The following is a 13,092-nucleotide window of genomic DNA, read 5'->3' as shown; positions in this document are numbered from 1 at the left end:
CGGCAATTCTCAAGGAGTGACAATGTCACATTTAAACGAAGTGACTGCCCGTGTGGACGCCGCGCTTGAAGAGAGCGTAATCACTCACATGAATGAACTGCTTATCGAACTGAGCGATGATGCTGAGCTGAGCCGCGAAGAGCGCTTTACCCAGCAGCAGCGTCTGCGTACCGCGATTGCGCATCACGGTAAGCAGCACAAAGAAGAGATGGAAGTGCGTCACGAGCACCTGACGAAGGGCGGCACTATCCTTTAAAACTGGCGTCTGGCCACCAGCCAGGCCCCCACGACAAGCATCACTGCGCCACATCCCGGGCCAATCAGTGCGCGCAGTGGGATGCCGTTACTTCTCAGCACATCCATCACCAGCCCACCAATAAGCTGGCTGGCTACCAGCACCGCAATGGTGGTGGCCGCGCCTACGTTCTGATACCCACTGATACTGGCAAACACAAAAAACGAGCCCAGCAAACCGGGGATCAGCGTCCACCAGCGTACGGTTGATGCCAGCTCGCTAAACCCGGCGGTACCTTGCTTAATCAGTAAGATGCTAACGAACAGGACAATTCCCACCAGTGAGTTTAGTAACATCGCGATAAGTATCGTGGAGGAGGACTGGGTGATGCGCACCATTAAGGTGTTCTGCACCACCAGACCAATGCCTGCCGCCACCAGAAATGCCAGCGTCAGTGATTGATTCATGAAATGGCGTCCGGGTCGCTGCGCTCATCCAGTTGCAACTGCATAAAGGTTAAATCCAGCCAGCGGCCAAACTTGGTACCAACCTGCGGCATTTGCCCGGTGGTGATGAAGCCGAGCGTCTCATGCAGATGAATAGACGCGTGGTTTTGTGCTTCAATCCCGGCCACCATCACATGCTTGCCAATATTACGCGCCTCGATGATCAGGGCTTTCATCAGCTGGCGACCAATACCTTTACCCTGGTGTTCCGGGTGAACGTAAACCGAGTGTTCAACCGTATGGCGGAAACCATCGAAGGCGCGCCAGTCGCCGAATGAGGCATACCCCGTTACCACACCGTTTTCTTCACTGACCAGCACCGGGTAGCCCACCAGAATGCGCGCTTCAAACCAGGCGATACGGTTATCGGTATCTACGGTCTTATCGTTCCAGATTGCTGCGGTATGCACTACCGCGTGGTTGTAGATCTCACCGATGGCGGCGCAGTCTTCTTTGCTGGCGTGGCGGATTATCATGATTGAACCTCTGAATGTGTTGTTCACTATAGTAGTACGTTATTGACACGATATTACACAATAGTCTCACCAAATCGCTACGGCATAAGCCATATTTTTTTGTTATGAAAACGGCATTGAATTGCCGTTCATACACTATAGTATGACGTCATGAACACTATTACAGACAATATGAATCAACGGATTAGCGCCCGAATTCGCATAGAACGCGAGTCGCGCGGTTGGTCACTGAGCGAGCTTGCCGACCGGGCAGGCGTCTCACGCGCCATGATCCATAAGATTGAACGTGGGGACAGCAGCCCAACGGCGACCTTGCTTGCCCGTTTATCCGGCGCGTTTGGAATCAGCATGTCCACGCTGATTGCCAGAGCCGAAATGCAGGAAGGAAAACTGCTGCGCCTGGCGAATCAGCCGGTCTGGCGCGATCCGCAAACGCACTATCTTCGCCGCCACGTTTCACCGCGAACCGATCTTCCCATCGACCTGGTACAGGTGGAATTGCCTGCGGGCAGTGATGTGCCCATGCCTGCTTCGTCCTATGCGCTGGCACGTCAGCTTATCTGGTTACAGGAAGGCGAACTGGTATTTCAGGAGGGCGATACCCGCCACGAAATGAAAGCCGGAGACTGCCTGGAACTGGGGCCACCCAACGACTGCCGGTTTATCAATGAAACCGAGAGTTCCTGTATTTATCTGGTCGTTCGGCTTAATCAGTCCGGCTCGTAATGCTAAAGCGGCCCGCAACATAAGGGGCTAGTCTCTAATGACATTTGCACAATAAGGAACACGATATGAGTCAATCTCCACTGCAAAATCGTCGCTGGGTTCTGGCCTCTCGTCCACATGGCGCGCCGGTCGCTGAGAATTTCCGTTCAGAAACGCAGCCAGTTCCGACACCTGCCGCGGGGCAGATAGTGCTGCGCACAGAGTGGCTGTCTCTTGATCCCTATATGCGTGGCCGCATGAGCGATGCCCCGTCTTATTCGCCGCCGGTAGAGATTGGCGCGGTAATGGTAGGCGGCACCGTCAGCCGCGTTGAGCAGTCAAATAACCCGGCCTTCAAACCAGGTGAGTGGGTGCTGGGCTACAGCGGCTGGCAGGAGTATGAGCTGTCTGACGGCAGCGGGCTGGTGAAACTGGGTGAAAATCCGGCGCACCCGTCATGGGCGCTTGGCGTGCTGGGGATGCCAGGTTTTACGGCGTACATGGGGTTACTGGATATTGGGCAGCCAAAAGAAGGCGAAACGCTGGTGGTTGCGGCGGCCACCGGGCCGGTTGGTGCCACGGTCGGGCAAATTGGTAAAATTAAGGGATGCCGGGTCATTGGCGTTGCGGGTGGTGCAGAGAAATGCCGCTATGCCACCGAGGTTTTAGGCTTTGATCTTTGCCTGGATCACTATGCAGATGACTTTGCGGCGCAGCTGGCGAAAGCCTGCCCGAACGGGATTGACGTTTATTACGAAAACGTCGGCGGCAAAGTGTTTGATGCCGTGTTGCCATTACTGAATACCGCGGCACGTGTGCCGGTGTGTGGCCTGGTGAGCGGCTATAACGCCACCGGATTACCGGACGGCCCGGACCGTTTATCGCTGTTAATGGCGACTATCCTCAAGAAACGCATCCGGATGCAGGGCTTTATCATCGGGCAGGATTACGGTCACCGCGTCCAGGAGTTCCAGGCGGAAATGGGGCGTTGGGTGCAGGAAGGTAAAATCCACTATCGTGAACAGGTGATTGACGGGCTGGAAAATGCGCCCCAGGCGCTGATTGGTCTGCTTGAAGGGAAAAACTTCGGCAAAGTCGTGATACGTATCGCGACTGAAAACAAATAAACCCGGTTATGGCGGGAATACCCGCCATAAATATTTGTGAAGATACGATATATTGTCTTTAATTAAACCAGCAGATCCTCTTCACCACCAGCATTGCTGAGCGGGGAGAGTAAAAAAATAAAATATGTAATATTTGCGTTTTTAGCGCATTTCCCAATACCAGGCACCATGATACAGGATATATCTAGCGGCGTCGTTTTTTCAAAGACGCTGAAAATAGCATTTTGTTTTGGCTACGGGAATTGAACATGCTTGATTTGGATAATTTAGAAAAGGCACAGCGGGTCAGTCTTACCATGCAGGTCGAAATCAGTCTGAAGGGGGCATTAATTACCGGTTCGTTGAAACCGGGAGCCAGGCTGATTACCAAAGAGATTGCAGACAAATTAGGCACCAGCATTACCCCGGTTCGCGAGGCGCTGTTGCGACTGGTGTCTGCTGGCGCGCTTCATGCCACACCGGCTCAGGCGTTCCTTGTGCCTGAGGTTACCCTGGAACGCTATAACGAAATTAACGCCATCAGAAAACAACTGGAGCCTATGGCTGTTGCCGCGGCCTGTGAACGCATGTCCGATGCGAAGCTTGCGGCATTGCGCGAACTATCGGATCTTTTCCATCAGGCCATGCGCAATGGAAATGTTCAGCAAGCGCTACATGCCAACCGTATTTTCCGTTTCACACTCTATCAATATGCCGATATGCCAACGCTCAGTGCACTTATTGAGCAGTTGTGGGTACGAATCGGTCCGTGTATCAACTATTTGCATGAGGGGTTGAACGACATTACCGCCTCGCCGTATCACTATGCTGAGCTGCTGTCTGCGCTCGAAAGAAGGGATGCGGAAGCTTGCCAGGAAGCGATTGATACTCTGATTGATGAAGCGAATGTACTTTTACAACGGCAATATTTTAGTTAAGGAATTATTTACTACAGGTCGCGTCATTTAATTTCAAATATTCATTATATAAATAATTTCCTGGTGGCACGATGTCACCGGGAACGTTATTTCATTTTTCTACAGGTAAGACCAACGCCGCTATGAAATAACCCCATATCCTGCCGATAATGGGTAAAGGCACATTTGCCTTTTAAGGAGCCCAGGATGTTTAGTATTAGCCTTCGATTACGTAATATAAAAATGAGCAAAAAGCTTTCAGCAGGTTTTGGCGTGGTATTGCTGCTGGTGGCGGTTTCAACCGCCATGAGTGTGCTGCGCTTCAAAGAAATCCGCGATGTATATCAACAAACCAACCTTATCTACAATATCAATATTGAAGTATTCCAGGCAAAGATTAACCGGCTCAAGTATCTCTATAACGGGGATGAAAAATCGGGTCAGCTTCTGGCCGGGTATGTGAAACATGCCGAAGAATTAACGGCTGAAGCCAAAAAACTGAGCTGGACGGCAAAAGAAGGCCCGATCGTTGACGCGATTGCGGAACACCTGGCGCAGTTTGGCACCGGTGTGCAGGACATGCAGGCCGCGATGGCCGCTGTTAAAGCCAATAAGGGTGATGCAGCAGCGGAGCAGGCGCTGAAAACAGCCGAAGATAACGTCAAAACCGCGGGCGATAACAGCAGCGCCGCCATCCGGGATATCATCGCTCTGGTAAAAGCCCACAATGATGCACTGGCCTACAGCTCCAGCACCATTACGGCGATTGTCGGCGTGATTGCCATCCTCTTTGGCATCCTGGTGTCATGGTGGGTGACCCGCCAAATCACCCGCCCGGTTAAACATAACCTGTTACTGGCTGAACGTATCGCCAGTGGTGACCTCAGTGCCGATATCCGTGCGCAGGGCGACGACGAGCTGGGCAAGCTCACCGGTGCGATGGGGCGCATGAACGACACGCTGCGTTCGATGATTGGCGATGTGCGTAACAGCGTGGCGCAGGTTTCTCAGGCGGCGAGCGATATTGCCGAAGGGAACACTGATCTCTCTTCGCGTACTGAACAGCAGGCCGCCGCAGTAGTGGAAACGGCAGCCAGCATGGAAGAGTTAACGGCCACGGTGAAAAACAACGCTGACAACGCCCGTCATGCCAGCCAGCTGGCAGCGGAAGCCTCGCAAACCGCCACCCACGGCGGGCGCGTGATGCGCGATGTGGTCAACACCATGAACGATATCAACACCAGTTCGCAAAAAATTGCCGATATCACAGCGGTGATCAACAGTATCGCGTTCCAGACGAACATTCTGGCGCTGAACGCCGCGGTGGAAGCGGCGCGGGCGGGCGAGCAAGGGCGTGGGTTTGCGGTGGTCGCCAGCGAAGTGCGTAGCCTTTCCCAGCGAAGCTCGCAGGCGGCGAAGGATATCGAACTGCTGATCAGTGAATCGGTTAACCGCATCACCACGGGCAGCGACCTGGTGGTGAAGGCCGGGCAGACGATGGAGCAGGTGGTGGAATCCGTCACGCGGGTGAATGACATCATGGGCGAAATCTCGTCGGCATCTGAAGAGCAGAGCCGTGGCATAGAACAGATTTCACGGGCGGTGATGGAGCTGGATACCACCACGCAACAAAATGCCTCGCTGGTGGGTGCATCGTCCACGGCGGCAGGAGCGCTGGAAGATCAGGCGCGCGTGTTACAGGAGCTGGTGGCGGCGTTCCGCCTTGAACAGAGCGCTCAGGCGGCGTAATAAACAACCCGGCAGCTGGACGCTGCCGGGTGTTTGCTTACTCGAAGCGGTAGGAGATTGACATCCCGACACCGTAGTTACGGCCAGGAGCTGGTTCGTAATACCGCCCGTTAGATTCGTTCACAATCACTGAGCCGACATACTCTTTGTCGAACAGGTTATCAACGCGCCCAAACACGTCCATTCCCCAGTTACCGTAATTGAATTTATACCCGGTATTCAGGCCCACAACCGTGTAAGACGGGGCTTTCGCCGTGTTTTCGTCGTCGGCCATGATATCGCTCATGTAGCGCACATCGGTACCGGCATACCAGCCTTCTTCAGGCTGCCAGCCAAAGGATGCATAACCCATGTTACGGGCGATACCCGGCATCCGGTTGCCGTTACAGTCGGTATCGCTACAGACGTTGGTGCGGTAGGTGGCGTCCAGATACGTCCACGCCATTTTCAGCTTCCAGTTTTCCGCGAACTGCTGATCAAGGGAGACTTCCACACCCTGACGACGGGTTTTCCCGGCGTTTTTATAGCTGGTGCGGCCACCGGAGCTGGCATCCACCACAATTTCGTCATCCGTGTCGGTACGGAACAACGCCGCTGTCAGCAGGCCATTGCCGATACGCGTTTTGCTGCCCACTTCATAGGTGTTGTTGGTCGATGGCTTCAGGCCGATATTCAGCCCGCCTTTATCATCTGAACGGTAAGAGAGCTCGTTAATGGTTGGGGTTTCAAACCCACGTCCCGCCGCGGCATACAGGTTCCATGCGTCGGTCAGCGCATATTTAACCGAACCGGCCGGAAGCCACTTGTGATAGCTCGCATCGCCGCTGTCGTCGCCATTTCCCGGGGTAATGTAATGGTCGTTAGAGTCAAACCACACAGAACTGTAACGCACACCCGCATCCACAGAGAGCTTTTGCGTCAGTTGCCAGCTGGTTTGCAGATAAGGGTCAACGTTCCACATCAGGTTACGTTCGTCGCGGCGCTTTTCGCCTTTTACGCCGTAGTCTGGCACGCCGTTATCCATGACGAAGTTCTGATAACCCCGGCGATCTTCGCTCATGTTTTCGTAGTTCAGCCCGGTGGTGAAAGTAACCGGAACCAGCAGCTCGCCTTTGTGCGTCCAGCGGGTATCAATGCCCTGGTAGTGGCGCTGCATGTCAATCACGCCGCCAGAGTGGGTGGCTTTTAGCTGCGGCTGATACGGAATGGACTGGTACTGCGTCATTTCACGTTCACCCGCGTACATCATCACGCTGAGGTCGTCCTGGGCGCTTAACTGACGGTCATAGCGTAACCCGGCCTGCGTCTGCTTGATGGTTTTACGCGTATTGTACTGATCCCCGCGCGGAGACTGGCGCGGATTGTCCCGCCACTCCTGATAGTCCAGGCCACCCGGATCGTTGGCTTTCATGTCCACGCTGTTAAACATCAGCGTCAGCTTGCTGACATCATCAATACGCACGCCCAGTTTGGCGTTGGCGAGGTTTTTCCGCGCGCCGCTGTGGTCGCGGTAGCCTTTGGTGGTGAAACGGGTCGTCGATACCGTGTAATCCACATCGCCTGCGTGCGTGCCATCACCCATGGCACCGGTGGCTTTCATACCATAGCGCCAGGTGCCGTAACTGCCGTAATAACTGCTGGCTTCAATGGTTGACGGCTGTTGCCCGGTCTGGGTGTTGATGTTGATAACGCCGCCAGACGCATTGCCGTAGAGCGCCGAGAACGGCCCGCGCAACACTTCAACGGTGTCCACACTGGTGAGGTCAATGTTAGATGTCTGGCCCTGGCCATCAGGCATGGTGGCCGGGATACCGTCAACATACATACGGATCCCGCGCACGCCGAAGGTTGAACGTGCGCCGAAGCCACGCATGGATAACTGTAAATCCTGCGCATAGTTCTGGCGGTTCTGAATTTGCAGACCCGGCACGCTGCCAAGTGATTCAGAAAGGTTAATGCGCGGGGTTGCCTGGCGCATATCGTCCCCGTTGACGACGCTGACCGCCGCCGGGGTATCGAGTTCTGATACGGTTTGCGGTGTGGCGCTGACGATCATGGTTTGTTCTTCTGCGGCCATCGAGACGGCAGGGGCTAACACGACAGGAACCAGCAACAGCGGGAAGGTTGCCTTAGAGGCAGAAAAGATTTTCATGGAGTAAACCGCTTGAGGAAAAATACGAACCAAATGGAACATGTGCATACATGTTAAATCTTTTGTAAATCTTTTGAAAACTATAACCGCACATTGCGTTAATGAAAGGGGGCGGGGAAAGAAAAACTCCACATTCAGCGGATTAATGATTACTATTCTCATTAAAATGATGGCGAAGCCATGACTTTGCCTGCCGGAAGCGATGTCAGCAGTACACCACCTCTTATAAAAAGGAATTGTTATGTCTTTACGTCACCTGTGTTCGCCGCGCCTGCGGAGTTCTCTGCTGTTAGGCTCCTTACTGTTTGCCGGAACCTTCCAGGTTCATGCCGCCGAAGATATGCTGCGTAAAGCAGTCGGCAAGGGCGCGTATGAGATGGCCGTAAGCCAGCAGGAGAATGCGCTGTGGGTTGCGACATCATTAAGCCGTAAAACCGATAAAGGCGGCGTGGTTTATCGCCTTGACCCGGTTACGCTGGAAGTGACGCAAGCGATTCATAACGATCTCAAACCGTTTGGCGCAACGATCGACAACACCACCCAGACGCTGTGGTTTGGCAACACCACCAGTAGTGCGGTGACGGCCATTGACGCAAAAACAGGTGAGGTGAAAGGGCGCCTGGTACTGGATGACCGCAAGCGCAGCGAAACGGTGAAACCGTTACAGCCGCGCCAGTTGGTCGCGGATGACACCACCAATACCGTTTATATCACTGGAATTGGCAAAGAGAGTGTTATCTGGGTGGTTGATGGCGCAACGCTGAAACTGAAAGACACTATTGCCAACACCGGTACGTTCAGCACCGGTCTGGCGCTGGATGCTCAGGCCAAACGCCTGTACACCACTAACGCAGATGGCGAACTGGTGACGATTGATACGACCACCCATAAAATCCTCAGCCGTAAGAAAGTGCAGGATGACGGGAAAGAGCATTTCTACCTGAACCTGAGCCTGGACACCGCCGGACAGCGCGCATTCCTGACCGATTCAAAACAGCCGGAAGTGCTGGTGGTTAACCTGAAAGATGGCAGCGTTATCGAGAAAATCGCCACGCCTGAGTCGCTGGCCGTGCTGTTCAACCCGGCGCGTAACGAAGCCTACGTAACCCACCGTGAAGCGGGCAAGGTGAGCGTGATTGACACGAAGACCTATAAAGTCACTAAAACGTACGATACCCCGGTCTATCCGAACAGCCTGGCGCTCTCTGCCGACGGCAAAACCCTGTACGTGACGGTGAAACAGAAATCCACCCGCCAGCAGGAAGCCACCCAGCCGGACGACGTGATCCGTATCGCGCTGTAACCGCTCCTCAAGCCCTGCATATGCAGGGCTTTTTTATCTGCCACGCGTTAGTCATTGAAAGCGGCTGAATTCCGCCTTAACATATATGGTAAGTCATATGTGAAAGCGTAAGAGGCAGGTTGCAACATGCTACAGCCCGTTCAGCTATACAAAATTTTGTCCGATGAAACCCGGCTGGCCATCGTATTGCTCCTCAGAGAGTCCGGTGAGCTTTGCGTGTGTGATATCTGCGGCGTGACGGCGGAATCTCAGCCTAAAATTTCCCGACATATCGCCATTCTGCGGGATGCAGAGCTGGTTCTCGACCGCCGGGAAGGGAAGTGGGTTTACTACCGTCTGTCTCCGCATATGCCTGCCTGGGCAGCCGAAACCATTTCAACAGCCTGGTTGTGTATGCGTGAGGAGATCCGCCTGTGGCGGGAAAACGCCGCACCGTCATCCTGTTAGATAACAAGCAATACATTCATTTAGGCATATATAACGGGGCGGAAAATGTTACTGGCAGGGAGTATTTTTGTTCTGACGCTGATTCTGGTCATCTGGCAGCCCAGGGGACTTAGTATTGGCTGGAGCGCGAGCATCGGTGCCGCGCTGGCATTGATGGGGGGCGTTATCCATATTGATGATATTCCGGTGGTCTGGAATATTGTCTGGAACGCCACCGCAACCTTTATTGCGGTGATTATCATCAGCCTGCTGCTGGATGAGTCCGGTTTTTTCGAGTGGGCGGCATTACATGTTTCGCGCTGGGGAAATGGCCGGGGTCGCCTGCTGTTCACCTGGATAGTGCTGCTTGGCGCAGCCGTTGCGGCGTTTTTTGCCAACGACGGCGCAGCGCTGATCCTGACACCTATCGTGATAGCCATGCTCCTTGCTCTTGGATTCAGCAAAGGGACGACACTCGCCTTTGTTATGGCTGCGGGATTTATTGCAGATACAGCCAGCCTGCCGCTGATTGTCTCGAATCTGGTGAACATTGTCTCTGCGGATTACTTTTCTCTGGGCTTTACCCGGTACGCATCAGTCATGATCCCGGTTGATATCGCGGCCATCGCCACCACGCTTGTGATGCTGCACCTGTTCTTTCGTCGGGATATACCGGCGACCTATGACATTGCCCGACTAAAAGCTCCCGCCAGCGCAATCAAAGATGCCGCAACCTTTAAAGCCGGCTGGATTGTTCTAATCCTGCTGCTGGTTGGCTTCTTTGTGCTTGAACCGCTCGGGCTTCCCGTCAGCGCAATTGCAGCCATTGGTGCGCTGATCCTGTTTGCAGTAGCCAAAAGAGGCCATGCTATTAATACCGGCAAAGTATTGCGCGGTGCCCCGTGGCAGATTGTTATTTTTTCACTGGGAATGTACCTGGTGGTATACGGTCTGCGAAATGCCGGGCTGACGGACTCTCTTTCCGGGATACTGAGCGTACTGGCCGATAAAGGAGTATGGGTGGCAACCTTTGGCACCGGCTTTATAACGGCATTTTTATCATCTGTAATGAATAACATGCCTACAGTGCTGATTGGCGCATTATCCATCGACGGAAGTACGGCTTCTGGCGTAGTGAAAGAGGCCATGATTTACGCCAACGTCATTGGCTGCGATTTAGGTCCTAAAATTACCCCTATCGGGAGCCTGGCAACCCTGTTATGGCTGCACGTGCTGTCGCAGAAGAATATGACCATCACCTGGGGATATTACTTCCGTACTGGCATCATCATGACCCTGCCCGTGCTGTTTGTCACACTTGCCGCGCTGGCGCTGCGGCTCTCTGTCACTTTGTCGTGAGACACTACAATGAGCAACGTTACGATTTATCACAACCCGGCCTGCGGCACGTCGCGCAATACGCTGGAAATGATCCGCAATAGCGGTATCGAACCGACAATTATCTATTACCTCGACACGCCTCCAACGCGGGATGAACTGATGAAACTGATTGCCGGGATGGGCATCACGGTGAGCGCATTGCTGCGAAAAAACGTGGAGCCCTACGAACAGCTGGGTCTTGCGGATACTGCTTTTACGGATGAACAGCTTATTGGCTTTATGCTCCAGTATCCGATCCTGATTAATCGCCCGATTGTGGTGACTCCGCTTGGCACCCGCTTGTGCCGGCCTTCCGAAGTGGTGCTGGATATCCTCCCTGAGTCGCAGCAAGGGGCATTTACGAAAGAGGATGGGGAGCAGGTTGTTGACGTGCAGGGCAAGCGAGTCAAACCCTGAGGTTTAGTCGCCGCAAAGCAAAAGGGAAGGCAAAATGCCTTCCCTTTTTTTATGACCGCCGTGTGGTATTAACGCGACGTCTCTTCAATCAGCGGGCCGTCCTGCTTTTCATCATCAGGATGAACAGGCGCGGTGCTGTGAATTTCGTGAACGCGTTTACGCACGCCAAACCAGCCTGCAATCAGCAACACAGCCAGCAGTGGAATGGTGGCGATGGTGTAAGTGCCGTTCGGGTAATCGAACGCCATCAGCACCAGCACGCTGAACAGGAACAGCAGGGTCAGCCAGGACGTTACCGGTGCGCCAGGCAGCTTAAAGCGGACTTCTGCGGCTTTACCTTCTTTAATCGCTTTGCGCAGACGCATCTGGCAAACCACGATAAAGGCCCAGGAGGCGATTATGCCCAGTGCAGCAACGTTCAGGACGATCTCAAACACCTGAGACGGCACCAGATAGTTCAGGAACACGCCAAAGACATAGACTGCCAGCGTGGCGAGGATACCCGCGTAAGGCACCTGCTGCTTACTCATTTTCGACATGAATTTTGGTGCAGAGCCACCCATCGACATCGAGCGCAAAATACGGCCGGTGGAGTACAGGCCGGAGTTCAGGCTTGAGAGGGCCGCGGTCAGCACCACGATGTTCATAATGCTGCCAACATAAGGCACGCCGAGTTTAGAGAAGAAGGTCACAAACGGACTCTGACCTGCCTGGTATGCAGTCCACGGCAGAAGCAGTACCAGCAGTACCACGGAACCCACGTAGAACAGACCAATACGCCAGATAACGCTGTTAATCGCTTTTGGCACCATGGTCTGCGGATCTTTACATTCACCCGCAGCCGTACCGACCAGCTCGATAGAGGCAAACGCGAACACCACACCCTGTACCAGCACCAGTGCAGGCAGCAGCCCGTGCGGGAAGAAACCGCCGTTATCGGTTATCAGGTGGAAGCCCGTGGCATTTCCATCCAGCGGTTTACCGCTGCCGAGGAACACCGTACCGACCACCAGGAACACCACAATTGCCAGAACTTTGACCAGCGCAAACCAGAATTCCATTTCGGCGAACCACTTCACGCCGATCATGTTCATGGTTCCGACAATAGCCAGGGCACCGAGGGCAAACACCCACTGTGGGACATCACCAAACGCACCCCAGTAATGCATATACAGCGCAACCGCGGTGATATCGACAATACCGGTCATCGCCCAGTTGACGAAGTACATCCAGCCCGCAACGTAGGCCGCTTTTTCGCCGAGGAATTCACGGGCATAAGAGACAAAACTGCCGCTGGAAGGGCGATGTAAAACCAGTTCGCCCAGCGCACGAAGAATAAAGAAAGAGAAAATGCCGCACACCAGATACACCAGTGCGAGAGCCGGGCCTGCCATTTGCAGACGTGCGCCTGCACCTAAGAACAAACCCGTACCGATAGCGCCGCCGATGGCGATCATTTGAACCTGACGGTTGCCCATCGCTTTGTGGTAGCCCTCTTCATGAGAGTTCAACCAGCGACGTTTCGCAGCATGATGATCGGCTGCGCTTTTATTGCTTGTTTTCATTGAGTTACCTGTTTGCCTGTCTGAACCATTGTCGTGATAGTCCCGTCTGGCAGCTGGCAATACAAACGATTGCCTTTGCACAGACACATGTCACCTTTCCAGTCTTTCTGCGTATGGATAAGGCGAACATGGCGAGGCATCCTACCCGCAATTGA

At 53.9% G+C, this 13,092-nt stretch carries 13 protein-coding genes; 9 read left to right on the top strand and 4 right to left on the bottom strand.

Annotated features, from left to right (window positions below; all coding sequences use genetic code 11):
• The first annotated feature begins 22 nt into the window (after positions 1-22).
• Positions 23-256: a YdcY family protein gene (locus ACT9TW_RS17660; protein WP_446493227.1), complete on the top strand. Its 234-nt coding sequence runs from the start codon at positions 23-25 to the stop codon at positions 254-256.
• On the opposite strand, the gene ACT9TW_RS17655 is transcribed toward ACT9TW_RS17660, so the two are convergent.
• Together ACT9TW_RS17655 and ACT9TW_RS17650 are read right to left on the bottom strand one after the other, a co-directional pair.
• Positions 253-702 carry a DMT family transporter gene (locus ACT9TW_RS17655; RefSeq protein ID WP_182061249.1) on the bottom strand — a complete coding sequence of 150 codons (450 nt, stop codon included), beginning with the start codon at positions 700-702 and terminating at the stop codon, positions 253-255. The genes ACT9TW_RS17660 and ACT9TW_RS17655 overlap by 4 nt on opposite strands.
• Entirely contained in the window at positions 699-1,217 is a 519-nt protein-coding gene (locus ACT9TW_RS17650; RefSeq protein ID WP_446493226.1) for an N-acetyltransferase family protein, read from the bottom strand. The genes ACT9TW_RS17655 and ACT9TW_RS17650 overlap by 4 nt, the downstream gene beginning before the upstream one ends.
• Before the next feature lie 150 nt (positions 1,218-1,367).
• Between ACT9TW_RS17650 and ACT9TW_RS17645 the strand changes: the two genes are divergently transcribed.
• The 4 genes from ACT9TW_RS17645 (at position 1,368) to ACT9TW_RS17630 (ending at position 5,694) form a co-directional block, all read left to right on the top strand.
• Positions 1,368-1,943 (top strand): helix-turn-helix domain-containing protein, encoded by a 576-nt coding sequence (locus tag ACT9TW_RS17645; RefSeq protein WP_446493225.1) that lies wholly within the window; start codon positions 1,368-1,370, stop codon positions 1,941-1,943.
• Between the two features lie 65 nt (positions 1,944-2,008).
• Complete coding sequence (locus ACT9TW_RS17640) at positions 2,009-3,049, top strand: NADP-dependent oxidoreductase (RefSeq protein WP_446493224.1); 1,041 nt, start codon at positions 2,009-2,011, stop codon at positions 3,047-3,049.
• Positions 3,050-3,297: 248 nt separating this feature from the next.
• The gene (locus tag ACT9TW_RS17635; protein WP_446493223.1) at positions 3,298-3,966 is read left to right on the top strand and encodes a GntR family transcriptional regulator; all 669 of its coding nucleotides are present in this window, start codon (positions 3,298-3,300) and stop codon (positions 3,964-3,966) included.
• 186 nt (positions 3,967-4,152) lie between these two features.
• Positions 4,153-5,694 carry a methyl-accepting chemotaxis protein gene (locus ACT9TW_RS17630; protein WP_446493222.1) on the top strand — a complete coding sequence of 514 codons (1,542 nt, stop codon included), beginning with the start codon at positions 4,153-4,155 and terminating at the stop codon, positions 5,692-5,694.
• 37 nt (positions 5,695-5,731) lie between these two features.
• Here ACT9TW_RS17630 and pqqU read toward each other — a convergent pair whose 3' ends face one another.
• Positions 5,732-7,846, bottom strand: coding sequence for a TonB-dependent receptor PqqU (gene pqqU, locus ACT9TW_RS17625; protein WP_446493221.1), 2,115 nt, complete (start codon positions 7,844-7,846; stop codon positions 5,732-5,734).
• A gap of 241 nt (positions 7,847-8,087) precedes the next feature.
• On the opposite strand from pqqU, the gene yncE reads away from it, so the two are divergent.
• The 4 genes from yncE (at position 8,088) to arsC (ending at position 11,372) form a co-directional block, all read left to right on the top strand.
• Positions 8,088-9,149 carry a 7-bladed beta-propeller protein YncE gene (yncE, locus tag ACT9TW_RS17620; protein WP_446493220.1) on the top strand — a complete coding sequence of 354 codons (1,062 nt, stop codon included), beginning with the start codon at positions 8,088-8,090 and terminating at the stop codon, positions 9,147-9,149.
• 126 nt (positions 9,150-9,275) lie between these two features.
• Positions 9,276-9,596, top strand: coding sequence for a metalloregulator ArsR/SmtB family transcription factor (locus ACT9TW_RS17615; RefSeq protein WP_182061243.1), 321 nt, complete (start codon positions 9,276-9,278; stop codon positions 9,594-9,596).
• A gap of 45 nt (positions 9,597-9,641) precedes the next feature.
• The gene (locus tag ACT9TW_RS17610) at positions 9,642-10,934 is read left to right on the top strand and encodes an arsenic transporter (protein WP_315685885.1); all 1,293 of its coding nucleotides are present in this window, start codon (positions 9,642-9,644) and stop codon (positions 10,932-10,934) included.
• A 9-nt stretch (positions 10,935-10,943) separates the two neighbouring features.
• Positions 10,944-11,372, top strand: a complete 429-nt coding sequence (arsC, locus tag ACT9TW_RS17605; protein ID WP_446493219.1) for a glutaredoxin-dependent arsenate reductase — start codon at positions 10,944-10,946, stop codon at positions 11,370-11,372.
• 68 nt (positions 11,373-11,440) lie between these two features.
• On the opposite strand, the gene ansP is transcribed toward arsC, so the two are convergent.
• Complete coding sequence (gene ansP / locus ACT9TW_RS17600; RefSeq protein ID WP_182061240.1) at positions 11,441-12,937, bottom strand: L-asparagine permease; 1,497 nt, start codon at positions 12,935-12,937, stop codon at positions 11,441-11,443.
• Positions 12,938-13,092: the final 155 nt, after the last annotated feature.

The organism is Enterobacter sp. C4G1 (genome assembly GCF_052886895.1).
Note: the sequence above shows the minus strand (reverse complement) of the source record. Positions and strands in the feature narration are given on the sequence as shown.

Bases quoted from the DNA above. Each gene is read 5' to 3' on its own strand.
- ACT9TW_RS17635 (WP_446493223.1), top strand. From the start codon at position 3,298: ATGCTTGATTTGGATAATTTAGAAAAGGCACAGCGGGTCAGTCTTACC.
- yncE (WP_446493220.1), top strand. From the start codon at position 8,088: ATGTCTTTACGTCACCTGTGTTCGCCGCGCCTGCGGAGTTCTCTGCTG.
- ACT9TW_RS17645 (WP_446493225.1), top strand. From the start codon at position 1,368: ATGAACACTATTACAGACAATATGAATCAACGGATTAGCGCCCGAATT.
- ansP (WP_182061240.1), bottom strand. From the start codon at position 12,937: ATGAAAACAAGCAATAAAAGCGCAGCCGATCATCATGCTGCGAAACGT.
- ACT9TW_RS17610 (WP_315685885.1), top strand. From the start codon at position 9,642: ATGTTACTGGCAGGGAGTATTTTTGTTCTGACGCTGATTCTGGTCATC.
- ACT9TW_RS17655 (WP_182061249.1), bottom strand. From the start codon at position 702: ATGAATCAATCACTGACGCTGGCATTTCTGGTGGCGGCAGGCATTGGT.
- arsC (WP_446493219.1), top strand. From the start codon at position 10,944: ATGAGCAACGTTACGATTTATCACAACCCGGCCTGCGGCACGTCGCGC.
- pqqU (WP_446493221.1), bottom strand. From the start codon at position 7,846: ATGAAAATCTTTTCTGCCTCTAAGGCAACCTTCCCGCTGTTGCTGGTT.
- ACT9TW_RS17640 (WP_446493224.1), top strand. From the start codon at position 2,009: ATGAGTCAATCTCCACTGCAAAATCGTCGCTGGGTTCTGGCCTCTCGT.
- ACT9TW_RS17650 (WP_446493226.1), bottom strand. From the start codon at position 1,217: ATGATAATCCGCCACGCCAGCAAAGAAGACTGCGCCGCCATCGGTGAG.
- ACT9TW_RS17615 (WP_182061243.1), top strand. From the start codon at position 9,276: ATGCTACAGCCCGTTCAGCTATACAAAATTTTGTCCGATGAAACCCGG.
- ACT9TW_RS17630 (WP_446493222.1), top strand. From the start codon at position 4,153: ATGTTTAGTATTAGCCTTCGATTACGTAATATAAAAATGAGCAAAAAG.
- ACT9TW_RS17660 (WP_446493227.1), top strand. From the start codon at position 23: ATGTCACATTTAAACGAAGTGACTGCCCGTGTGGACGCCGCGCTTGAA.